The sequence below is a fragment of the Mycobacterium sp. Panama NTM2 genome, assembly GCF_054355555.1.
Genome location: NZ_CM135953.1, coordinates 3,705,386 through 3,727,531 on the forward strand (window position 1 = coordinate 3,705,386; position 22,146 = coordinate 3,727,531).

General features: G+C 66.5%; 26 protein-coding genes and 1 tRNA gene. 6 read left to right on the plus strand and 21 right to left on the minus strand.

Annotated elements, in window-relative coordinates; genetic code table 11:
- Positions 1-64 precede the first annotated feature (64 nt).
- The 6 genes from ACXYX3_RS17500 to ACXYX3_RS17525 form a co-directional block, all read right to left on the minus strand.
- Positions 65-535 carry a DUF4411 family protein gene (locus ACXYX3_RS17500; RefSeq protein ID WP_458608384.1) on the minus strand — a complete coding sequence of 157 codons (471 nt, stop codon included), beginning with the start codon at positions 533-535 and terminating at the stop codon, positions 65-67.
- The gene (locus ACXYX3_RS17505; RefSeq protein ID WP_458608385.1) at positions 532-1,731 is read right to left on the minus strand and encodes an XRE family transcriptional regulator; all 1,200 of its coding nucleotides are present in this window, start codon (positions 1,729-1,731) and stop codon (positions 532-534) included. Before ACXYX3_RS17505 ends, ACXYX3_RS17500 begins: the two co-directional genes overlap by 4 nt.
- 388 nt (positions 1,732-2,119) lie before the next feature.
- Positions 2,120-3,031, minus strand: coding sequence for an MBL fold metallo-hydrolase (locus ACXYX3_RS17510; protein WP_458608386.1), 912 nt, complete (start codon positions 3,029-3,031; stop codon positions 2,120-2,122).
- Positions 3,031-3,828 (minus strand): cyclase family protein, encoded by a 798-nt coding sequence (locus tag ACXYX3_RS17515; protein ID WP_458608387.1) that lies wholly within the window; start codon positions 3,826-3,828, stop codon positions 3,031-3,033. The genes ACXYX3_RS17510 and ACXYX3_RS17515 overlap by 1 nt, the downstream gene beginning before the upstream one ends.
- A 1-nt stretch (position 3,829) precedes the next feature.
- A complete protein-coding gene (locus ACXYX3_RS17520) occupies positions 3,830-5,128 on the minus strand; it encodes an MFS transporter (protein WP_458608388.1) in 1,299 nt (432 codons plus the stop codon).
- Positions 5,125-6,342 carry a M20 metallopeptidase family protein gene (locus ACXYX3_RS17525; RefSeq protein ID WP_458608389.1) on the minus strand — a complete coding sequence of 406 codons (1,218 nt, stop codon included), beginning with the start codon at positions 6,340-6,342 and terminating at the stop codon, positions 5,125-5,127. The genes ACXYX3_RS17520 and ACXYX3_RS17525 overlap by 4 nt, the downstream gene beginning before the upstream one ends.
- A gap of 81 nt (positions 6,343-6,423) precedes the next feature.
- On the opposite strand from ACXYX3_RS17525, the gene ACXYX3_RS17530 reads away from it, so the two are divergent.
- Positions 6,424-7,443, plus strand: coding sequence for an Lrp/AsnC family transcriptional regulator (locus tag ACXYX3_RS17530; protein ID WP_241205934.1), 1,020 nt, complete (start codon positions 6,424-6,426; stop codon positions 7,441-7,443).
- Here the strand turns inward: ACXYX3_RS17530 and ACXYX3_RS17535 are convergent.
- A complete protein-coding gene (locus ACXYX3_RS17535; protein WP_241205933.1) occupies positions 7,440-8,651 on the minus strand; it encodes a L,D-transpeptidase in 1,212 nt (403 codons plus the stop codon). The two genes, ACXYX3_RS17530 and ACXYX3_RS17535, sit on opposite strands and share 4 nt — an antisense overlap.
- 191 nt (positions 8,652-8,842) lie before the next feature.
- On the opposite strand from ACXYX3_RS17535, the gene ACXYX3_RS17540 reads away from it, so the two are divergent.
- From ACXYX3_RS17540 to ACXYX3_RS17555, 4 genes are all read left to right on the plus strand, one after another.
- A tRNA-Lys gene (locus ACXYX3_RS17540) sits at positions 8,843-8,915 on the plus strand.
- A gap of 367 nt (positions 8,916-9,282) precedes the next feature.
- The gene (locus tag ACXYX3_RS17545) at positions 9,283-9,612 is read left to right on the plus strand and encodes a hypothetical protein (protein WP_458608390.1); all 330 of its coding nucleotides are present in this window, start codon (positions 9,283-9,285) and stop codon (positions 9,610-9,612) included.
- Entirely contained in the window at positions 9,612-9,767 is a 156-nt protein-coding gene (locus ACXYX3_RS17550) for a hypothetical protein (protein WP_458608391.1), read from the plus strand. Before ACXYX3_RS17545 ends, ACXYX3_RS17550 begins: the two co-directional genes overlap by 1 nt.
- 172 nt (positions 9,768-9,939) lie before the next feature.
- Positions 9,940-10,254: a hypothetical protein gene (locus tag ACXYX3_RS17555; protein WP_458608392.1), complete on the plus strand. Its 315-nt coding sequence runs from the start codon at positions 9,940-9,942 to the stop codon at positions 10,252-10,254.
- A gap of 254 nt (positions 10,255-10,508) precedes the next feature.
- Here the strand turns inward: ACXYX3_RS17555 and ACXYX3_RS17560 are convergent, their stop codons facing one another.
- The 9 genes from ACXYX3_RS17560 to ACXYX3_RS17600 all read right to left on the minus strand — a co-directional run bounded on the left by ACXYX3_RS17560 (position 10,509) and on the right by ACXYX3_RS17600 (position 15,936).
- Positions 10,509-10,982 carry a hypothetical protein gene (locus ACXYX3_RS17560; protein WP_458608394.1) on the minus strand — a complete coding sequence of 158 codons (474 nt, stop codon included), beginning with the start codon at positions 10,980-10,982 and terminating at the stop codon, positions 10,509-10,511.
- 16 nt (positions 10,983-10,998) lie between these two features.
- On the minus strand, positions 10,999-11,391 hold the full coding sequence (locus ACXYX3_RS17565; protein WP_458608395.1) for a hypothetical protein: 393 nt from the start codon (positions 11,389-11,391) through the stop codon (positions 10,999-11,001).
- On the minus strand, positions 11,384-11,854 hold the full coding sequence (locus ACXYX3_RS17570) for a hypothetical protein (RefSeq protein WP_458608396.1): 471 nt from the start codon (positions 11,852-11,854) through the stop codon (positions 11,384-11,386). Before ACXYX3_RS17570 ends, ACXYX3_RS17565 begins: the two co-directional genes overlap by 8 nt.
- Entirely contained in the window at positions 11,854-12,129 is a 276-nt protein-coding gene (locus ACXYX3_RS17575) for a holin (RefSeq protein WP_458608397.1), read from the minus strand. Before ACXYX3_RS17575 ends, ACXYX3_RS17570 begins: the two co-directional genes overlap by 1 nt.
- Before the next feature lie 81 nt (positions 12,130-12,210).
- Positions 12,211-13,440 carry a hypothetical protein gene (locus ACXYX3_RS17580; RefSeq protein ID WP_458608398.1) on the minus strand — a complete coding sequence of 410 codons (1,230 nt, stop codon included), beginning with the start codon at positions 13,438-13,440 and terminating at the stop codon, positions 12,211-12,213.
- Positions 13,440-14,963, minus strand: a complete 1,524-nt coding sequence (locus ACXYX3_RS17585) for a peptidoglycan recognition protein family protein (RefSeq protein ID WP_458608399.1) — start codon at positions 14,961-14,963, stop codon at positions 13,440-13,442. The genes ACXYX3_RS17580 and ACXYX3_RS17585 overlap by 1 nt, the downstream gene beginning before the upstream one ends.
- 66 nt (positions 14,964-15,029) lie before the next feature.
- Positions 15,030-15,230: a hypothetical protein gene (locus ACXYX3_RS17590; RefSeq protein ID WP_458608400.1), complete on the minus strand. Its 201-nt coding sequence runs from the start codon at positions 15,228-15,230 to the stop codon at positions 15,030-15,032.
- Positions 15,227-15,814 carry a PE-PPE domain-containing protein gene (locus tag ACXYX3_RS17595; RefSeq protein ID WP_458608401.1) on the minus strand — a complete coding sequence of 196 codons (588 nt, stop codon included), beginning with the start codon at positions 15,812-15,814 and terminating at the stop codon, positions 15,227-15,229. Before ACXYX3_RS17595 ends, ACXYX3_RS17590 begins: the two co-directional genes overlap by 4 nt.
- Positions 15,811-15,936 carry a hypothetical protein gene (locus ACXYX3_RS17600; RefSeq protein WP_458608402.1) on the minus strand — a complete coding sequence of 42 codons (126 nt, stop codon included), beginning with the start codon at positions 15,934-15,936 and terminating at the stop codon, positions 15,811-15,813. The genes ACXYX3_RS17595 and ACXYX3_RS17600 overlap by 4 nt, the downstream gene beginning before the upstream one ends.
- A gap of 108 nt (positions 15,937-16,044) precedes the next feature.
- Here ACXYX3_RS17600 and ACXYX3_RS17605 point away from each other — a divergent pair, with 108 nt between their 5' ends.
- Positions 16,045-18,090 (plus strand): acyltransferase family protein, encoded by a 2,046-nt coding sequence (locus tag ACXYX3_RS17605; RefSeq protein ID WP_458608403.1) that lies wholly within the window; start codon positions 16,045-16,047, stop codon positions 18,088-18,090.
- A 7-nt stretch (positions 18,091-18,097) separates the two neighbouring features.
- Here ACXYX3_RS17605 and ACXYX3_RS17610 read toward each other — a convergent pair whose 3' ends face one another.
- Genes ACXYX3_RS17610 through ACXYX3_RS17630 form a run of 5 tightly spaced genes read right to left on the minus strand, consistent with a single transcriptional unit; the run spans position 18,098 to position 22,146 of the window.
- Positions 18,098-20,419, minus strand: coding sequence for a polysaccharide deacetylase family protein (locus ACXYX3_RS17610; RefSeq protein ID WP_458608404.1), 2,322 nt, complete (start codon positions 20,417-20,419; stop codon positions 18,098-18,100).
- Positions 20,416-21,207, minus strand: a complete 792-nt coding sequence (locus tag ACXYX3_RS17615; protein WP_458608405.1) for a hypothetical protein — start codon at positions 21,205-21,207, stop codon at positions 20,416-20,418. Before ACXYX3_RS17615 ends, ACXYX3_RS17610 begins: the two co-directional genes overlap by 4 nt.
- A complete protein-coding gene (locus tag ACXYX3_RS17620) occupies positions 21,207-21,605 on the minus strand; it encodes a phage tail fiber protein (protein WP_458608406.1) in 399 nt (132 codons plus the stop codon). Before ACXYX3_RS17620 ends, ACXYX3_RS17615 begins: the two co-directional genes overlap by 1 nt.
- Before the next feature lie 2 nt (positions 21,606-21,607).
- On the minus strand, positions 21,608-21,829 hold the full coding sequence (locus ACXYX3_RS17625) for a hypothetical protein (protein ID WP_458608407.1): 222 nt from the start codon (positions 21,827-21,829) through the stop codon (positions 21,608-21,610).
- A complete protein-coding gene (locus ACXYX3_RS17630) occupies positions 21,826-22,146 on the minus strand; it encodes a phage fiber-tail adaptor protein (RefSeq protein WP_458608408.1) in 321 nt (106 codons plus the stop codon). Before ACXYX3_RS17630 ends, ACXYX3_RS17625 begins: the two co-directional genes overlap by 4 nt.

The following is a 22,146-nucleotide window of genomic DNA, read 5'->3' on the forward strand; positions in this document are numbered from 1 at the left end:
GGAGTGTAGGAACGTCAGCTGACATGACTGGCCTGGCCGCCCGGCTCGCGGTGACCGCGACGGGTCAGAACGTCCACCCTTGGGCCTCGATGTACTCCATCAGGTTGAGGCACGGCACCCCGAGGTCACCGCACACATCGGGGATGCGCGGCTTGTCCAGATTGCCGGTGGCAATTTCCTCGGTGACGACGGTGCCGTTGCGCACCATCGCCAGGGCGATGACGAACGGGTCAGCGCCGCTGCGCCTTCCACCTTGACGGACGAGCTTGTCGTGCACGGTGAGTATCTGGGCGGCGCTCTGCTGGATCGGAGTTTCGAGCGGCACGAACAGGTCGCCTTGGGCATCGGCCCACCGCTTGGCGTCGTCGTCGCGACGGCTCAGTTCGCGTTGCACCTCATCCACGGACCTGATCTGCCCTGCCGCAATGGCGTCCTCGATCTGCACCCATAGCGTTTGAAACACTCTGGGCCGGAAGAGGTCACGTCGCCCGTTGAGGATCGCGCTGGTGTCGAACGAGTAGAACTTGTCGGTCACACAACGCTCCGCAGCTCGGCGGACTCGGCCAGGCGCGGAATCTGGCTCACCTTCGCGTCCAGGTAGATCGCGGCGGTGTTGCTGTCAATGACCCGACGGCGGTGGGCGTCGGCGACGGCGCGCACGTAGCCCTTGCCGAGGTCGCGCACGGTGTTGCGGTACCAGTCCCCGCCGCCGGTCGACCGCGCGCGGTCGGCCTCCTCATCGTGGGCGGCGATGAACTCGGCACGGCGCTGCCGGTACAGCTCGACCGGCACCAGGCCCAGCGTGGACAGCCGCCGCAGAAAAGCCTCGGCGCTCACACCGAACTGCGCAGCCACCGGGCGCAGCGTCTCGTAAGTCCACGAGGCCGGGATGTCGGTGCGCGCGATCACTTCGGGCCTTCCGCGCACCTGGGCGGCGGGCATCAGTATGGCGGCGGCGATGGCGTTGCACCGCGCCTCCAAGGTCCGGTTGGCGCTGCGGGGCCGGTCGTCGGTCACCACGTCGCACAGCCCTTCGGTGTGCAGCACCAGGTGGACGAACTCGTGTAGCAGTGAGAACAGCCGCGGGCGGGGGTAATCGCCGCCGTTGAGCACGATCACCGGCAGCACGTCGAAGAACAGCGACATGCCGCGCATCTCGTCCACGGCCACCTTGCCGCCACGGGTCGCCAGCACCAGCACGCCGGACGCCTCGATCGCCGACACCCACGCATTCAGGTGCTCGTAGGGCGTCGGCGAGTTCGGCGGGATGGGCAGCGGCCCGACCTCGATCAGGGCCGCGCGGATGCGCGCCGCGATGTCGGCATCGCTGTCGTCCTCGGACACTGGGACGCGCCAGGCATCGGGTAGCTCCCGCTCCTCGGTCTCGGCCAGCTCCAATGCATAGTCACGCTGTGTGTGCGCTCGCCGGAACTCCTCATGCAGCTCGAGCGACCACTTCCCGCCGTCGGCACCGTCGAGCCGCCGGAAGTCGCGCAGAGTGTCGAACCCCTCGGGCGGCGCGGGGAGGAAGAACACCGCCAGCGACCGCTTGTACACCTCGGCCGCCTTGCGCAACTGCGCAATGGTCGGCACCGCCGTGCCCGCCTCCCATGCGGCCACCCGGTCGTCGGGCACCCCGATCTTGCGCGACGCCGCGACCTCGATCAGGCCGCACGACTCGCGCGCCCAGCGGAGCACCGATGGCTCAACGGGGGCGGGTATGGACGGCATGCTCACGATGATGCACCACCCCTACCCACAACGATGCCCGAACATCCCCACCAACCACCCTCGTGCCCAGGTAGAGGCACGGCGTCGCCGATTCCATGCAACGAACCATGCAACGTCGTCGTTGCATGACGGTGTACCGCCGCGTACCCAGATGTAGGGGCCCACACCACTGCGTCCCAGCTCAGAGGCATATTTTCGCGCTTTGATGTACCCGGATGCGCGTCGCACACGGGAGTTCGAGTCCCGTCAGCCACCCCGCAGGTCAGGGGCCCCTCACGGGGCCCCTGACGTGTTTCCCGGGTCGCCGGCTTTTCAGATCGCGACATGAAGCATCGTCATTGCGGACGCCGTCCCGCCCGGAAGGTTTGGTGGCGCGCGGTCTCGAGGCTCAGACCGGGTCGAAGTCCTCCCAGTGCTCGATCTCCAGACGGTCCCCTCGCACCCTCGGAGTCAGCGCCCCGGGCCCGGCGAAGTGCGCGGGGTAGACGGCCGTACCCTGCTGCGCGGCCCTCGCGAGTACGCGGGTGCGGCTGATCCGTGCCTGCTCGGCATCGATGTCGAACGCACAAGAATCGTTGGTCCTGCTGATCTGAAGCGGAGTGTGCACCAGATCGCCGACGAACACGGCGCCGGCTCCGCTCTCGAGCCAGACCACCGACGAACCCGGGGTGTGACCGGGCGCGGGTTCCACCCGCACGGCGTCATCGATGCGGTGCTCGCCCCGCCAGGTCTGCAATTGTCCGGAGGCCGCGATCGGGGCAATGCTGTCCTCGAAGACCAACCGGATGCCCGCGAATCGCGCCTTCTCGTCCTCGGTGCGCGCGGGACGCATTCGTTCGGCGTTCTCCGGGCGGAAGTAGTCGTAATCGGCTTCGGGCACGACGAAGGTGGCGTTGGGGAACGTGGGCACCCACTGCCCGCCGACGAGTGTGGTGTTCCACCCCACGTGGTCGTAGTGGATGTGGGTGTTGATCACCACGTCGACGTCGGCGGGCTGCACCCCGAGGCCGGCGAGGTCGGCCAAGAAGTCCGTGTGCAGGTGGTCGAGAACAGGGGCCTGCGGGCGCTCACGATCATTGCCGACCCCCGTGTCGATCAGGATCGTGCGACCGCCCGTGCGCAGCACCCAGGTTTGGATCGCGGCGCGGTAGGCGCGGGTCTGCGGAACCCAATGGTGCGGAGCCAGGTCGTCGGTCCACAGGTCAGCCGGGGTGTCGGGGAACATCTCCCCGACGGTCTTGAGCGGGCCCACCCATTCCAGCACCCGAGCGATCTCGACAGAACCGATCCTGACAACCATCACCGGGCTCCCTGTTCATCGAGCAGCGCCAACGGCCGCACGGGTGCACCCGTGGCGCCGAGCATGTTCAGCGGCGCACAGACGAACGCGAATTCGCGCTGTCCACCGAGATTCTCGAGATTCATCACCTCGATCAGATGGATTCCGTGCTCGGCGAGCAAGATGCGATGAACCGGAAGCTCGGCGAGCCCGATCGCGGACGAGATGCATTCCAGTGCAACGGTGTCGGCGCCGACAACGGCGACGCCTCGCTGGGCCAGCCACTCCGCACCCGCGGGGTCCAAACCCGGAACACCGGTTCGTCGCCCGACGTAGGCCTCGGAGTCAGGCCAGAGCTGCGCCCAACCGGTGCGCACCAGCACCGCGTCACCGGGCCCGATCGGCACATCGACCAGTTCGAGGTCGTCGGCCGACACGGCCTCCCCGGCTCCGAGCCGGTCGACGCCACGCAGAAGCGGCACGTCGACGAGAACCGCGCGGCGCACTGCCAGCGGGAACTCGTCGATCCCGCCGGCTGCATAACGGCCGTCGACGACGTCGGTGCGCCGACCACCGAAGATCTTGCCGTCGACCGCAACGTGACACAACGCGTCGACGTGTGTCCCGACGTGGCCACCGGAGGTGAACATCTCGTGGGCGCCGGTCATCCCGTCCGGTCGCACGGCGTCGCCGTGGCGCAGCGTCAGTGCCGACCGAAATCCGGGGTGCGACGGTGACGATGGCGCACCGTTGAACAGCGGCTGACCCAGGTCGAGAACACGAACGGGGTTTTCGGCGAGGTGGTCGAGGAGTCGCATGTCAGTAAGCCTCGTCCAACGCCCTGTGGCGCGTCTCGGGCAGGGTGAGCACCGTGGCGGCGGTGATCAGAAGAACGACCACCACGTAGCCGTCGAAGGCAGACCGGCCGAAGTGCTGCCCGACCCAGCCCTGCAGGTAAGGGGCCGTTCCACCGAACAGCGCCACGGTAATCGAGTACGGGATGGCCATTCCGCTCGATCGGATGCCGGTGGGAAACAACTCGGCGTAGACGGCGGGCAGGATCGACACGCCGGCGGCCAGCGGCACCATGGCGATCAACAGAGCCGAGAACAATTGCCATGCCGAATCCTGCAGTAAATACTGCAACGGGAATTGTGCTGCGGCACTACCTAATACGCTGATCAACAGCACCGGCTTACGGCCGATTCTGTCGGAGAGCGCACCCCACAGCGGCATGGCCGCCATGAATGCCAGTGCCGCCCCGATCGCCGCGGTCAGCGCCTGCGCGGACCCGATGTGCAAGGTGGTGATCGCGTAAGACGGGGCCGCGATCACCCAGGCGTAGTAGACGACAGTGAAGCCGATGCTCAGTCCGACCACCTGCGCCACCTGCCGGCGGTGACCGAGTATCGCCCGGAAAAGCGTTGTTCGTTGCGGCTTTTCGTCATTCTTCCGGAAGACTTCCGGCTCGTCCATCACTCGCCTCATGTACGCCGTGATCAGACCGAACACTCCGCCGAGCAGGAACGGCACCCGCCAGCCCCATTCGTGCATCGCCGCGGTGGACAGTTGGGAGGTCAGCAGGAGCCCCACCGCGATCCCGATGGTGTTTCCGCTGACACTGGCGATGTAGATCAGGCTCGACCAGCGTCCGCGGCGCGGGGGTGGCGCGATCTCCGACAGGTACGTCTGCGCGGCGGGAAGTTCCCCGCCGCACGCCATCCCCTGGATCAGCCGAGTCGCCACCAGCACGATCGGCGCCCATAGGCCGATCGCGTGGTAGGACGGGGTCAGCCCGAGGACGAAACTCGCCGCGGCCATGCATCCGACAGCGACCATCATCGCGAAGCGTCGCCCGCGGCGGTCGGCGAGCAACCCGAACACGATGCCGCCCAGGGGACGCGCGCCGAATCCGACCGCGAACACCGCGAGGCTGGCGAGTACGGCAGTCGTGGGATCGCCCGCGGCGAAGAACTGGTCGGCGAAGAACGGCGCGAAGACCGCGTAGACACCCCAGTCGTACCACTCGATCGCGTGCCCCAGGCCGATGGCCGCGAGGTGGCGCTTCGGCGTGGGGTGGTCGGTGGTCTGCCGGTCAGCCGTTCTCGCGGTGGTCATGATGCTTCTCGCTTCGACGTGGATGAACAGAGCTGCAGCCGCCGGACCGCGAGTGAGGCCAGCAGGACCGCACCGTCGACGAGCCCGCCGTCGTCGAAAAGGGCTGCAGGGCTGTGGTTGTAGGCGGCATTGTCGGCGCACATGCCGGCCGGCATGGCGCCGAGGCTCAGGAAACAACCCGGCACGTGCGCCAGGATGCGGGAGAAGTCCTCGGAACCGTTCTCGGGTCGAGACGATCGGTGCACCCGGGTGGGTCCGAACAGCTCGGTACCGATGTCGATCGCCAGATCGGCTTCGCCACGATCGTTGACCGTCGGCGGACGCATCGGCGTGAACGTGATGTCCGCTCGGACCCCATGCGCGGCGGCGACACCGTCGAGCACCCGGCGCGCGAGGGCGTGCACGCGCTCCTGCGCGGCGGTGGAGAGCGTTCGGATGTTGGCGACGAAGCGGGCCGATTCGGGAATCACGTTCGGCCGCTCACCGGCCTCCACCACACCGACGGTGACGACCGCCGGATCCTGATTGTCGAGGTCGCGTCCGGCGGCCCGCTGCAGTGCCAGGATCATCTCCGCGGTCGCCGGAACGGGGTCGTGGGCCAAGTGGGGTGCCGACGCGTGACCGCCGGCACCGACGACGCGGACCTCGAGCTGCGCGGAGGCAGCCAGCACGGCACCGGCGCGCGTACGGACATGGCCTGCAGGCTGATTCGAGAACACGTGCAGTGCGTACGCCGCGGCGACCGGGACTCCCGCCGCCTCGAGAAGACCTTCGTCGAGCATTGCCTGCGCACCTTCCCAGCCCTCCTCCCCGGGCTGGAACATCAACACGACGTCGCCGTCGAGTTCATCGCGGCGCTCGCACAGCAGTTCTGCGGCCCCGACCAACATCGCGGTGTGCAGATCGTGGCCACACGCATGCATCGCACCGGGCACTTCCGATGCGTACGACAGGCCGGTGGCTTCCTGCACCGGCAACGCATCCATGTCTGCACGCAGCAGCACAGCGTGCGAGGCGCGTCGTCCCCGCACGATCGCGGTCACGGAGGTCAACGCATCACCGGTGCTGATCTCGACGGGGAGCCGGCCCAGCGCGTCGAGGACCTCGGCTTGGGTTCTCGGGAGCTGCAGGCCGATCTCGGGTCGGCGGTGCAGCCGTCGGCGCAGCGCGGTCAGCCGGTCGCCGAGGTCGCCGCGTTGGAATGTGTGAGGCATGGGTCTACCGTGGGCCGCTGAGCATATACGGCGCCCAGAATCGCAGATATGTGAATTGCGGTGCGCATATACTCCGAATTCGTGCACGCACTACCGCTGCAGGAGCTGGATCTGCAGCTGATCCATGCACTGCAGATCGCGCCGAGAATCAGCTGGTCCGAGGCAGGTCGGATACTCGGCGCCAGCGCGCAGGCCCTGGCCGCACGCTGGGAGCGGTTGCGCGCCAACGGTTTCGCCTGGGTCGCGGTTCATCCCGGAGGCACCTACCAGCACCAGACCACCGCGTTGATCGAGGTCGACTGCCGCGCCGGGGCACAGCGGGAGGTGGTGCAGGCGTTGTGCGCTGATCCGCGGGTGGTGACAGTGGAGGAATCCACCCAGGGATACGACCTTCTGCTCACGGTGATGACGGCCGACATGTCGCAGATGAGTCGGTTCGTCGTCGACGACCTCGCCACCATGACGGGGGTGGCCGGCAGGCGCACCTACGTGGCAACCGCCGTTCATCGGGACGGCAGCAGCTGGCGGCTCGACGCCCTCGACCCGGCCCGGGTTCGGGCGCTGGAGAACGTCGCGCGGCGAGCGCGCCGTGCCACGGCCCCCGGCCCGCCACCAGCTGCGTGGCCGCTCATCCAGGCGCTGAGCGGTGACGGGCGGCGCACTGCCGCCGAGATCGCGGACCTCGTCGGGCGCAATCCGGCGACCGTGCGCCGCCAACTTCCCCGCCTGCTGGCCTCGGGGATGCTGTCGATACGCTGCGAAGTGGCGCACACCGCGGCGCGCCGCCCGATCAGCTGTACGTGGCGCGCACGGCTGCGGCCGGCCGATCGGGCCCGCACGGTTGCCGCCTTGCACACCCTCCCCCACGTGCGCCTGTGTATGTCCACCACTGGTGATGCCAATCTGCTGATCACCGCGTGGACTCCCGATCTGGCGCGCATCCTCGAGATCGAACAGGTGCTCGGCGACAGATTGCCCTGGTTGGAGCTGCGCGACAGCGGGATCAACCTGCGAACGTCCAAGCGGGTCGGCTGGCTCCTTGACGAGCGCGGGTGCGCGACCGGGGAAGTGGTGACTCCGATCGCGCTACGGCCGACCTAGACGTTGGCGTTACCGGCCTGCCATTGCTCCCACGGGATGTTCCAGTCACCGAGGCCGTCGGTTCCCGGCAGAGGCGACCCCACCGTGTTGACGATCTCGACGATGTCTCCGCGCTTGGCGTTGTTGTAGAACCACTGCCCGTTGCTGGTACTGACGTTGATGCACCCGTGGCTGACGTTGCTGTAGCCCTGGCTGCCCACCGACCACGGGGCGGCGTGCACGTAGATGCCGCTGTAGGAGATCTGGGTGGCCCAATCCACTTCGGTGCGATAGCCGTTGGGTGATTCGACCGGCACACCGTAGGTCGACGAGTCCATCACCATGTGCGCACGACGATCCCCGACGATGTAGGTGCCGTTGTTCGTCGGCGTGCTGTTCTTGCCCATCGACACCGGCATCGACTTGATCACCTCGCCGTTGCGCCTCACCGTCAAGGTCTTGGTGTTGTCGTCGACGGTCGTGATGACCTGATCGCCGATCGTGAAGGACGTCGAGACGTTCTCCTGACCGAACAGCCCGTCGCCGAGGTCGACGCCGTAGGTGTTGACCTCCACCTCGACCTTGGTGCCCGGCTTCCAGTACTCGGCCGGACGCCAGCGCACCTCGCGATTGCTCAGCCAGTAGAAGGCGCCCTCGACCTCGGGGGTCGTCTTCACCGTGATAGCGCGTTGCGCCGCAAGGCGATTGGGGATGTTCTCGTCGAATCGCACGGCGACGGGTTGTCCCACCCCGACCACTTCACCCTCGTTGGGCAGCACATAGGGCATCGTCAGGTTCTCCGGCGAGTGCGTCTCGAACGACATCTGCCGCTTCGCGACGCCACCGAGACCGAGAGACTCCGCGGTGAGCGTGTAGCGCTTGTTGTAACCCAACGGCTCCGCGGTCTCCCACGTCAGGCCGTCGTCGGACAGTCGGCCCTGCACGGGCTTGCCGTTCTCGTTCATCATCGACACCGCACCCAGAACCCCGAACTCGGCGCTCACGGTCACCGGAGAGTCCACACTCACCCCGACTGCGCCGTCTTTGACCGAGGAGGTCAACTTCGGTACCAGCAGATCACCGAACGGGGTGCCCTTCTCGTCGATGACCTGCGGTGCGGCCGACTCCGTCCGGCTCCCACACGCTGTCATCGCCAGCGCCATCGCGGGAACCAGCACGACCGCGGCCAGCCAGGCCCGCCCGCGCGTCGCCGTGTTGCGCTGCCACATAGTCGCTCCATCTCTTCTACACAGACTTGTCGGGGAATACCCACAGGAGGTTCCCAGCATTGTCGGGTTCGATTCTACGATGCATTCGGCACGCGCACATGAACGCGACGTTGCGATCGGGAAGTGCCCTGACAAGCGGATTCTTCGGTGATTTCCGTCCTGCGCCGCGGGCCTGTTATTGTCTCACACGCGCGCCGTTAGCTCAGTTGGTAGAGCAGCTGACTCTTAATCAGCGGGTCCGGGGTTCGAAACCCTGACGGCGCACAGGTAGGGAAGGGTTTCAGCGTTGGGACTGCACCCAACGCTGAACCCAATCCCGAAAATCGCTGTACCCTACGGCCATGGGCTCTGACCCACTCTCCCCCCAGCCTGTCGATCAGCCGCGACCAGCGGATATGCAAAACGGTGCTGTCCAGGACAGCACGGACCCGCAGCCCTGCAAGCACTGCGACGACCGCATCGCCATCACGCCGAAGTCATCGGATTACGTGCATGTCGAAGGGTGGCAGCAGGGCAAGCACACGTGCGCGGTCAAGCCTTATGGCTTCCATGCAGAACCAGTCGGTGCGTCGTGCGGTGACCATCCGGCGAACCCCTGCAACGGGAGTCGCGGCATGGAACCGAGGCGAGCGTGACCGCGCCTGATCCGTTCGGCACGCCGGGCTGGGATGCGCTGCGGTCGCGCCGCGACCACTTCCCGCCAACGATGGCGACCGCAGAGGTAATCGCAGAGTTGGCGCGCCGGAAGGCGGTCGAGCACCAGGCGCGGGAAGAGGCGGCGATCCGGGCGGCGCTCACCAAGCGGGCGAAAACCGCGCTGATCGACACCGTTGACCACGGCGACTTCGGCGACGCGTCTGGACATCTGGGCGGCGACGGCTTCGACGCGATGGCCACGGCCGCGGTGGATGCGCTCGAGCAGTTCTATAACGACGGTCGGAAGGCGATGGGCGGGCTCTGATGGATTACCCGAGCAAGATCGTGGCGCGACACGGCAAGGTGTCGGCGACCTATTTCAAGCGGAGCCGGCGAGTGATGATCGTGGCTGACGACGCCGCGTTCGACGACATCGACATCGCCGTGAAGCGACTCAAGAACGAGATCGCAGACCGCTGATGATTACGGATTACTCGTCGCCGTGGGGTCGGATGCCGGCGCCGCAGAGTTACGTGGCGATGCAGTTCAATAGCGATGGGACGGCGGTGGAGCGCCGCGTGGTCGACGGCCGGGTTGTGGCCGAGCGTGCGCATGCGACACCGCCTGATCATTGGCCGACCGAGGGGTTGTGATGGCTGGTCTCGCGGGTCTGTTGCTGCTGATCGCCACGGTGGGTGCGCTGTGGCCGTGGCTGCTGCTGACCGGCTTCGTCGTGGTAGTGATCAGGTTGATCGTGCGGCAGGCGCGGCGAGAGGATGCGCGGTTGCGGGCGGAAGCGGTTGAGCACGCCGGGCTCGAGCAGCGCGCCGACGAGCAGAACGCGTTGGCGTTGGCCGGCGACCCGCGCGGCGTCTACGGCGACTGGCCGCCCGCCGAGCCGAACGAGTTCCGCACTGCGGCGGGCCCGTTCACCACGGTGCAGAGCGGGTCGATCGGCGGGCCGTAGATGACGGCGTCGCACTCGCGGCATGCCCAGGTGGTGTGGCCGCCTTGGTGGGTGTTGCAGGCGAGGTGGCCGACGAGCACCTGGTGCGGGCCGAGCTCGTGCAGTTGCGGGCAGCGGGTTGGCGCGACGGTGATCCACTTTCCCGCCCTGGTCTGCACGACGTCGCCGACCTGAGTCATGCCGCCGACAGTAGACCCCGCCAACGACGAAACCGCCCCGGCCGAAGCCGGGGCTGTTGGTTTCGGATGCTGGCGCTATTCCTCTTTGCGAATCATCACTTCGCGAAGCCTGATCATCTTGTCGTCGAGGTCTTCGTGTGCGCGGTCTAGGTCGTCGGCCAGCCGCTCGCGCTCGGGCCCGTCGCTCACTGCGTATCGCTGGCGCAGTGTCGACATGATCTCGTACTTGGCGAGCATGTCGTAGGTGGCGAAGTCGCGGCGGTTGAGCTGCTCGTTGTAGTCGCGGCGCAGGCTGTCGACTTGCTCGTGACACTCGGTGCATGCGTCCTCGGCCTTCTGGCGGGCTTCCTCGGCGCGTTTGGCGGCTTGCACCGCCTGATCGACCACCCAGGTGCGGTCCTCGCGGCGGGTGTCGGCGTCGACGTGGCGCCCCTCGGCTTCGTCACGCGCGCCGGCGCCGGATGCTTGGCGGGCGCGGCCTTCGGACTCGCGGCGGTTGACTAGCCAGCCGATCAGCACGGCCAAACCGCTTGCGCCGCCGAGCTTCATGATCTCGATCAGGTAGCTACCCATCACGCTTCTTTCTGCGCAGCCACCTCCAGACGACACCGGACCGCCATGCGCAGGCCGCGCCAAACAGCCCGAAGAACGGTGCGAGACTCAGAACACCAGCCGATTCGGGGATGTTGGTCGAGTAGAAGAACAGTGCGATCGTGCAGAGCTGCAGGCCGACGAGCTCGACTACGGCGTACCCGCGGCCGACGCCCTGGGTAGACAGCAGCGCGAGCAGTCCCCCGCCGAGCAGCATCGCCGCGAACAGTGCTTGCGCCCACCCAGCCATTGCGAGGACCACGCGCGAACCGGGGCCGAACGCGAGTTGCACCGCGGCGAGGAATGCCAGGCTGACGACGGTGCCGACCTGCATGGGGTGGCGGGCGTCGTGGCGGCGGTCAGCCATAGTGACGCTCGCGGGCGAGTTTGGCGCGGCGAGCGTGGAGGACTGCGAGATAGAGGCACATGGCGACGCCGAACGGGTTGGCCGCACCGCTGGTGATGTCGCCGCGGATGTAGAGACCGATCAGGTCGTCGACGATCGCGATGCCCCAGAAGAACGCGATCATCGCCCACCAGTACATGCCGATCGTGCAACCGACGCGGTGGCTGCGCCTGGCTCGCGGGGTGTCGCAGGCGCGACCTCGGTACATGAGGACGCCGCCGACGAGCAGGACCGCTCCCCAGGTAGCCGGCGCACCCGGGATGGCGAGTGCCGTCTCCCAAATCGCCGACGCCCAACGCCGCGCACCCGATTCGAGGTGACACGCCAGGATGACCAGTCCGGTCACGATGGCCAGGAGGGAGAGATCGCGGCCGTTGAGCTCGATGATCTCGTTCTTGGCGTCCTCGCTGAGATCGTCAGGCATCAGCCTTGGGTGGGCTCGACGGCTGTGGTGAGCGACGCGGTGCCGCTGCCGCCGATGGGCGCGGACAGCACCGATGAGACCAGGGAGGCGAGGGCCATGCCGCCGGCGGTGGATGCGGCTGCGGCCCATGGCATACCGATGATCTCGACGTGTTCGGCGACGATGGTGCTGCCGATCTTGAGGATGCCGGCGCCGACGGCGAAGCCCTGCACGGCGGACTTGAAGGCGCGCTCGGCGGCGTCTTTCCAGAATGCGGTGGTGGTGAGAGTTGACATGGTGCAACACCTTTCGAGTAGAAGCGTTCGCGCAGGTCAGAGGCTGCAGACGGCTTTACAGCAGGTTTCGAGTACGACGGGTCAGAGCAGGAGCTGGTAGTTCTCGGGCCGTGTGCACCAGTCGCGGACGTGCATGCGGGCGAGGTCGAGGAATGTCGGTCCGCCGGGCCAGGCGGGGTCGATGTGGTAGCGGATGTGTGGTCCGGTGCCGGCGGCCATGAACTCGAGCGCGTACCGGGCGGCCCAGCCTGCGGCCGCGGTGCCGGTCAGCTTCTCGGGCGGGATGTGCACGTCCTTGGCGATGAGTCCGGTGATTGCGCCGATGAGCGCGGGCACACCGAATGCGAGAACGCCCGGGATGCCGCCGGCGAGCGCGCCGAGCACGCCGGTGAGCGGGATGCCGGCGGCTTTCATCACGGTCGGTACGGCTTCGACCATGCGGCGCGCGAACTCAAGCGGGTTCGACAGTTCGAACTTCGTGACTTCGATGAAGATGAGTTCCATTAGTTCGCCGACTTGGCCGCCGGGGATCTGCCCGTACATGTCGCCGTCGTTGCACAGCCAGATGCCGCGGTAGTCGGTGGTGTCGCCGAGTTCCATGTCAGCTATTCCGTTGCCCCACTTCGGTATCTGTCCGTAGAAACCGCCGCCGCCGGGGCGGGTGGGCGGTCCGAACGAGAACGAGCACAGGTAGTTGTCGGGGTGCTCGGCGCGCACCCACTGCTCGAACAGCGATCCAACGACGTCGCCGGCGGAGTACTTCCCGATGACGATCTTGGTGTCCGGCCAGGCCGTCCGGATCGCGGTGAATCGCTGCTGGGCGAGCGGCAGGGCTTCCTGCACGGCGCGCCACATGGACGGGTCGTTGACGCTGCCCGCGGTGCCGACGGGCAGGCCGCCCATCGTTGCGGCCCACGGGGTGTTGATCTCTTCCACGAGATCGGTGTTGGCCTGGCACACCAGGGAGACGAGGTCTTGGCCGATAATGCCGCCGGTGCCGCGGAACACAAAGGCCGGGAAGCGGCGCTTCGGTCGGGGCGGCGGGGCGTACTGGCCGATCTGCATCTGCTTCTTGACCGACCAGTCGAACGCGCCGCTGGTGTTGACGAGCGGGAAGGGCCGTGTGCCCTTGCGTACCTGATCGTTGACGCGCTCGGCGTAGGTCAGCATCGCGGTGCGGAACACCTCGGTGTAGGTGTCCCCACCTTCGGCCTGCGCGGCTTTGCCGTACTCCTGGCGTCCGAGGACGTCGCGGGCGTCGGAGATCAGCGGATCGGTGTCACCGATCTCGGCGGCGACTTTCCACGCCATCAGGGCGCCTCGGGGGCGGGGCACTTCGACAGCACGAACTGCGCGCGCGCGATCGCGCTCTCATCTCGGCTGCCGTCGCCGAGCTTGGCGCCGGCGCTCTCCCCTTCGGCGGTCGCGCGCACCAGCTCGATGGCGTCGGGGTAGCCCATCAGCGCCCGGTTCTCGACAGTGAGCTCATGCACCGAGCCGTCGACGTTGAGCAGCATGCCCACGGTGTCGTCGACGCCGTCGTTGGTGGCGCGGTAGATCGAACGCGACGGCCACCGGCCGCCGATGTCGGGGCTACCGGGGTAGGCCATGATCTTGTCGTAAAGCTCTTGCTGCTGCTTGTCGGTGAGTGCCATGAGGAAGCCCTTTCGCGTTGGCCTGCGGTCGATTTGCGCCTGAACGTCGGCGCGGACGACTGTCATGTCGAGCGCCCCTGGATCCCATTTGCCCTCGGCGGTCGGAGGGTCACCCTGGTCCCATTCCTTGTGACTGAGTGCGTGACTAGCGTCGGCGTCAATGCGGCGCAGGAACGCGGCGTTGACCTTCACCAGCGCGTCGTACTGAGCGTCGGGCCACGACGAGCGATGCGGCTTGCCGGGTGATCCGCCGCCGTCGTTCTGGGCTTCAATGCCGATGCACCGCTGGTTCGCGTTGTGGCGGCCACACCCGGGCGCGTAGCCGGTGCCGGCGTGCCAGCAGGAGCCGACCGCGACGAGCTCGACCACGCCGTCGCGCCGCAGGTGGATGTTCGCGAGCGGGCCGGGCAGGTCCGGGCGGCCGCCGCGGATGGACTGCCACGTCGACCCGTTGCTGCCGGTGTGGTGGTTGATGACGCCCCACAGCGAGCCCATGTCGCCGTGGCCGGACTGCAGCCATCCGGGCGTCTCGACGACGGTCAGCCCTTCGGCGCGCAGCACGTCGGCCAGCCAGGTCGGGTCGCCGGTCCAGGGGCCGTGCTCGTATTCGACAGCTTCGGGTGGCATCGGCACGGTGACGGGAGTGCCGGCCTTCACCTCGTTGTAGAGGCGGATCGCGTCGCCCCACCACTGCGCGTAGGCGGTCGGAACTCCGCTGCGTTGCACTCCCTGTACAACGTTGTTGGCCGCCATCGCCTCGGCGATGAAGTGGCCGGCGTCGATGCCGTCGTTGGCGTGGAACTCGCGCGGCAACCGGGACATGAAGTTGCGAATTGCGGTGCGCGGGTTCATCTCGTCGGCGACGGAGCCCCACCACAGTTCGCCGTTCGGACCGCGCTGCTGCTGGCAGATGCCGCACGAGCGGCCGTCGTTGGACTCCGAGTCGTGCGGGTAGTTCACGCTCGAGGGTTCGCGGGTCGGGTTGGCGGGGCACCAGATGCGCCGCTCGAACGGTGCGTCGTTGTCCTTGACGCCCGCCTCTTGCATGCAGCACATCGCGGCGAGCACCGCGGTGGGCTTCTCTTCGAGGCCGAGTTCGTTGGCGACGTCGATGAACAGCTGCATGTACCACGCGCGGGTGTGTAACGGGTCGTCTTGCAGGAACCGGGTAAAGCTCACGGGGTGGTCCTTTCGGGCATGCCGAAGAACCCGCATGCCGAGCGGCGGGCGGGCAGGGTCAGCGGGCTACAGGTGCAGCAGGCGGAAGAGTGCGGCGCGGCGGTGGGGCCACTTCGCCGAGCCGTCGCCGATCGAGCCGATCTCGTGGCCGGGATGGTCGACCACGCGACGGTCTCCGAAGCAGACGGTGCAGATGTCTTCGGGCTGGCCTTCGCGGTTGTCGGGGTCGTCGAATCCGAACGCGTCGAGGCGGGCGAACAGGGTCACGGGACGACCCAGTAGGCGGTGCGGCCGACGCGCTCCACGTCGAGCTTGTCGCGGTCGAGCGTGGGCAGCGACACGCGGAAGTAGTTGCTGTGGGCGCCTACGCTGGGCTTGCCAGCGGGGAATGCGTACTGGTCGCCGTAGCGGGCGACGTCGTCGACGATGTAATCGGTGTCCGTCGGGGTCGGCTGGACAGGTGCGGCGTTGAACCGGTCGCAGGGTGCGGCACCGTGTGCGACGCCGCGGACCGGGTTGGCCAACAGCACGAACCGCAGCCGCGCCGCGTCGGGGCGGTCAGCGCGGCGGCCGTGGTCCTCGAGCCAGCGTGACGCGATCACCGATCCGAGGCTGGCGGACAGCACGACGACCTGGTTGTCGAAGTCAGCCAGCGCCGACCGTATCGCCGCGTCGAGGATGTCGGCGCCGCCCGGGACCGCGGTACGCGTCGCCGACACCTCGGTGCGTACGGGGACATGGCGGCGTTTCCCGGTGATGGCGTAGAAGCGGCACACCGCCTTACCCCACAGCACGCCGGCTGGTTCCGCGCCCGCCAGCCACGGCGGGACCGTCAACACGGTGGTGGTCATGCCGGCCACGCGCTCTCGGGGAACGGGCCCCACGTGAGCCACCAGTAAGCGATGGCCAGGTCGACCGCGATCGTCGCGACGACCGACGCCGCCAGAATGTGGCAGAGACGCGCAACTTGCATAGTGATCATCCCCTGTCTCGGGTTAGGGTGTGGCTTTGCTGAGTCACTGGGGGGCCAATGACAACTCGCGAACGCCATCGCGCACACCGCCGCCGTCTCGTGTTCGAGATGGCGAAGCGACCAGACCTGCAAGGAATGCGCGCAGTCGCCGTACTGGCCGTGTTCGCAGACCACCTGTTCGCGTGGCCTTCCGGCGGGTTCGTCGGCGTCGACATGTTCTTCGTGCTATCCGGGTTCTTCATCACCGGACTACTGCTGAAAGAACGCTCCACCACAGGCGGGTTGTCGTTCCAGAACTTCTACGTCCGCCGCGTCAAACGCATCCTGCCGTCCGCACTGCTCGTCCTGGCCGTCACCGTGGTCGGCGGCTACCTGCTGTTCCCCGCGGTCCGAGCACGCGAAACCCTCATCGACGCACTGTGGGCGGCGCTGTTCGGCGCGAACTTCCGGTTCCAGGCCGTCGGAGCCGACTACTTCCAGCAAGGCCAGCCACCCTCACCGATACAGCACTACTGGTCCCTGTCCATCGAGGAACAGTTCTACTTCGTGTGGCCGGTCCTACTGTTGCTGCTGTTCGGGGTCACACGGAAGCTGTACCGGCGGGGACGTTTGTGGGCGCGGCACTGGGGACTATTCGCCGGCATGGGGGTCATCGTCGCCGGATCGTTCGCGTGGGCGATGCACCTGTCCGTGGCCGACCCGAACGCCGCCTACTTCTCAACCTTCACCCGCGTGTGGGAACTCGGTGTCGGGGCGCTGCTCGCCATCGCGGGACCGTGGTTGGCCCGCATCCCGACGGCTGCCCGCCCCGTGCTGGCCTACCTCGGTCTGGCCGGTGTCGTCGCCTCACTGCTGCTGATCGACTCGACAGTGCAGTTCCCCGCGCCGTGGGCGGCGCTGCCCGTCCTCTCGACCGCCCTCGTCGTCGCGTCGTTCCACGGCGGGACAGTGCGCGGCGTGCCGATCCTGACCAACCCGGTCGCCCGCTACATCGGCGACACCAGCTACACCATGTACCTGTGGCACTGGCCGGTCATCATCCTGCTCGAGGCCGCACTCCCCCGAACAGCAACGTTCTACACCATCGCTGTCGCTCTGACCGTCGCGTTGACCGCTCTTACCTTCCGGTTCTACGAAGACCCGATCCGGAAGTCGAACTGGCTGCTCGACAAACGCAACCGAGCCGGCAAGAAGCCGCGGATCAGTCAACGCCGTTGGGGTGTGGTCGGCAGCGGTGCCGCTGTCGTCATTCTGTTTACGCTGCTGACCCTGCAATACAACGACCGGATGACAGCTATCAGGGAACGAGCCGCCGTCGAAGCTGAGCAGAGTGGCGACGTTTCGCCGTCCAGCGCGCCCATTGCCGCACAGGCCGACCCGTGCTTCGGCGCCCCCGCCATGGTGACCCCCGGCTGCGCGCTGTGGAATCCAGACGCCCCACTACGACCAAGTGTCGATAGCTACATCAAGGACACCGACGCTGAATCGGCGCGGTGTTTCCGCCACAAAGACGAAAAGCTGAAAGCCTGCACCTTCGGCTACAGGGGTCCCGACGCCATCCGCATCGCGCTCGTCGGCGACTCCCATGCGGGCCAACTTATCGGCCCGTTGCTGTCGGTGCTGAACGAAAATAAGTGGCAGCTCACAACATACGCGGGAATCAGCTGCGCATGGATGTCACCCGCGCCCGACTGCGATGGTGGCGACATCGTTGGACCGGCACTCCTATCCAACAGGTTCGATCTCGTGCTGACCGCAGCGTCCCGCGAGGACGGCAGCGTCAAAGCTTATGAGCGAGCGTGGACACCCGTGGCCGCCGCAGGAAGCCGAATTGCGGTCCTCGTCGACGGCCCGATTGCCAGCGAAGATTCGCTGAACTGCCTGACCCGAGTGACCGGATCTGTCGGCGACTGCGGCACACCCGCCGACGAGGCGTTCTCCATCCCGGACCCCCAGGTCACAGCCTCCAAACTGGTGCCCGGAACCACGCTGATCGACTTGACCCCGTTCTACTGCAGCTCCAACAATTGCCCCTCCGTCATCGGCAATGTCATCGTGCATCGTGACAGCCACGGCCACATGACCCAGACCTACCTACAGACCCTTGCGCAGCCTCTAGCTGAGAGTATCCGCCAGACGCTGGCCCAACCTTGAGCCTGACTCACCAGGTGGAAAGCGCCGCCCGTCGCCAGGTGTTCAAGGCTGTGCAGTAATACACATAGTTGGCGTCAGCTGCCCACTGTCCCGGTTTACCCGTGCTGGACGCGGTTGCCGGCACCGACACCTTTGTGCCGACTGGACTTCCGCCCACGGTGAGATCACCCGTGCCCTTCGGCAACACGTTGATCCCTGCGTCGACGTCGGAACCCGCCGCCGCTATTGAAACCGGCTGCCCAGCCGCGGATGCAGAAACCTGCAGCCAGTTGACCGGGTTCGTAACAGACGAGAACTGAGCGACCGGAATGTTGCCGCTGTTCATGACGGTTACGCCGGCGGTCCCCTTAGGCCGGATCGAAATACCAATGTTGGGGTCGGTGCCGCCCGTTCGTAACGCCACGCCCGACCCAGCGGCAGAGTTCTCGGCCCGCAGATAGTTCACGGCGTTCGCAGTGGAGTCGATTGCCAACGACGTGTTTCCGTTTGAATCGAGCAGGCTGGTGCCAATTTTCGGTGTCGGCAGCGTCTTGTTTGGCAGTGTCTCGACCCCGGACAGTGTCGCCGCGCCGATACTGTCCGCGAAGGCCGCCGATTTCCGCAGTACCTCGCCTACTGGAAGCACCTCAATACCCGACGATGCGGCGTAGTCGATCAGCTGCTGGAAGTCAGAGAAGTCCCAACCAATTGACCCCGCACCGTCAAAGCGATGCCCATACAGGTGAGCCCACCCCTTGCCTGAAATGGCATTGTCTATGCGCGCTTTCGCCAAAGCTAGCGAGCGGCCCGAACTCAACGACGCTGCCCTCATCCGATAAGACTCGGATGGCGGCAACGATTCAATGCCACCCTGGCTGTAGGTGCTGCGGGCCGAACCGCCCGGGAAGTATCGCTTGACAGCATCCAGTACGGCGGCAGTCATCTTCCCGCCGGGGTAACAGAAGTGATTTGCTGCCGCGAAACCGTTTTTCACCATCCAGTTTTTCAGCCCAGATAGTTCGACATTCAACGCTTCGGGGGACAGCGCCGGGTAGAAGGCGTTGTGCGCCGCGGTTGTTAAGGCGTGCGCCCCAATTTCGCAACCGTAGAGATCCTGTGCTTGACGCAACTGCGCGGTGGTCAGATACCCGGAGGCGTCGAGCGCATCGGCAATTGTGTAGAGCGTGGGCCGGAAGTCATAGCGCGCCATGTAGCGGTATGCGTTGAATTGCGACCCAAAGCTGTCGTCCATTGAAATCGACAGCACCCCATTGGGAAAGGGAAGGCTGCTGTCGGGGACTGCATCCACGCGCAGCAGCGACCAATCTACCGCGCCACCGCTATCGTCGGTCATGATTACCTGATAGTCGGTAATTGCCGAACGGTTTGGGCTGCCCACTATGGCGGCGGCATCAGCGAAATTCAACGTTAAGACGAGCGTTCGCCCATCGATAAATAGCTCCTGCAGATCGGGCTTGAGATCCCACCGCCAATAGTTCGCTAGCCCCGCGGAACCGATGTAAATGGCGAACGTATTGATGTGTGCACCCGCCGCGATGTAGAGCAGGAATCGCGGCAGCTTTCCGGTGAAGTTCCGCGACGTCCCGCCCGTGCGGCGAAGCCGCGACTGTCCCCCAGCGCCGTTTGAAATGCGCGACACCGACTGATCACCGATGATTGCTCGGCTTGTGTCGTTCAGCGTCGTCAAGCCGCCGACTGAGCCGGTATCGACCCAGCCGTGCCCCTGCTGTGCCCCTTCGACCACGATTCCTCTTGCGGGTCGGCTGGTCTGGGGTGGTGCGAGCTTCGTCAGGGAGTCGTATTCGGCGGCACTGATAACGGAACGGGCAACACTGGCATCCGCGGCCTTCGCCACATTCTTGCCGACTGGGGTGACACCTGCCGTGGTATCGATATTCGCTGACGGAATGATTGGCGCCAGATCAACGCGGCTGATCTCGTCCCCGTTGACTTTCGACACAAGCTCGGTGCCGTCGAGATCCACATCGCTGACCGCAAGCATCTCGGCGTTGTCCATGACGTACTTGCCGACAGCGGCCGCGAGCGCCTCGGTAGGTGTCTCCGGCGGGTACGCAAACGCGTCTTCCAAAAGTGCTGCCAGTGTGCAGTCCTCGGCGGGCACCAATGCCGGGATCTTGTTGTCTCCCACGGTGACAATGACCGGGCCGGGGGGAAGATCCACGGTGAGCACGCCGCCGATCGGCTTCACTTGGCGCGGCTTCGATGTGATGATCCCGCCGCCGTGGGTGCGTAGGTAGCCGGTGAACGTCCACATGTCATCATCGGCGGCCAGCAGGGTGTCGTTGACGGGCCCGGTCACTGTGGTCACAGGACTTCCTCTCTCGCGTCAGCAGGCAAGCGCCAGTACCGGTCGGGGGATGGTTCGACGCCGCGGTCATAGATGCCGATGCCGGCCGTCGAGAACTCGACCGGCCCGACGGACAGATCGGCGCCGATGTCGATGGCGGCGGCGGTGAGTGGGAAGCCGAGTGCACCCCAGTCGTCGGTGGATGTCTGTGTCGCTGTCATCGCGACGGATGCTCCGCCGGCGGCGTCCTGCAGTACGAGGTTGCCCTGCAGCCACGATTTCGCTTCGGCGCGCTTGGCCCGGTTCACGGCGGTGATCGACCCGGACTTCCCGACGGCGTGCACGCTGACAAATCGGCCGGCTTCCACTCCCCCGGTGAGGGTGACGGTGTTCGCGGTCGCGGCGGAACCACCGGCCTGGACGAGATCGCCGAGTTCTTCGTAGCCGGTGAATGCGGCCGCGATGACGTGCAGGGTGCGCTTGCCGAGCTCGGTGGGCACGCTGGCCACGTTGACGGAGACGGTGTTCGGGCCGCCGGCGATGTCCTCGAGCAGCCACAGCCGCATCGTCTCTTGGTTCGCGTCGAACGTGCGAGAGCCCTTGAGCAAGGGGGTGCTGCCGCCGAACGATGCGGTGAAGGCGGCGCCGGTGGTGTCGACGTCGGTGACGAGCAGCGCGGCGACCAGGCCGAGCATGCGGTCGTTGCCGAGCGGGTTGACGTTCAGCGTGAACGACACGCTTGCCGACGTCTCGACTCCGAGGAACGTGTCGACTTCGTTGCCGCGCGATGTCGAGAACCGCGCTGGCATCAGGCGACCGGCCCGTTGTATCGAACAGTCAGTCCCCCAGCGAGTTTCACGACGTCGCCGTTGGTGACCGTCTCGGGTCGGGTGACTCTGGCGTTGAACAGATGCAGCCCGGCGGTGAACGCGTCGTGCCCGGAGACGTAGGAGATGAGCTCGTCACCCGAGACGCCGGCGATGTCCCAGGCGGGCGGAGAGCCGGTGATGGGCATGATGAGCGTGTCGGGGTCGGGTTCGTCGAACAGCACCTGTGAGCGGTCGGTGACTGCGGACAGATTGTTCAGGCCGCCGGTGCCGGGGTCGTCGACGTGCATCTGCAGCACGGTGATCGGCACGATGAAGGGGATGCCGCGCCAGCAGTTGAACCAGCCGATGACGGAGCCCGCAGAGGGTCCAACGCCCATGATCAGATTCCCTTCGTGAAGAGTCGATTCGAGAATTGACGCCACCGGAACAGGCAGCGGGTGCAGGTGCGTTGCACGAACCCGTCGGGTGCCGGTGCGGCGTGATGCCGGTCGACGTGTGAGCAGGCGGTGCACGCTGTGACCGGCTCGTACGGTTGGCAGCGCGTCACCTCGAGGTCGACGACGAGTTCGACTTGGCCGACGCCGACGATGGGCGCGTTCACGGCGCGGTCACCTGAACCTTCACGGACTGGCGGAGCTGCCGGCCCATCGCGGTCGTGGCGTGGCACACCAGCGTGTACTCGGCGCCCAGAGGCGGGTTGCCGCGGGCCCACACCTGCGCGCGGTGGGTGGTGTTCGTCGGGGAGAACAGTTCGATGCCTGCGCCGCTGTCGATTTCGAACCGCGCCGACGTCAGGCGGTCGTCGTCGGCGAGCCGCTTATCCCAGCCCAGCGTGAACTCGAGGACTTCGCCGGGATGGAATTCGAACAGGCGAACCCTGGTCCCGTCGTCGGAGACCACCCACTTGATCTGGGCCAT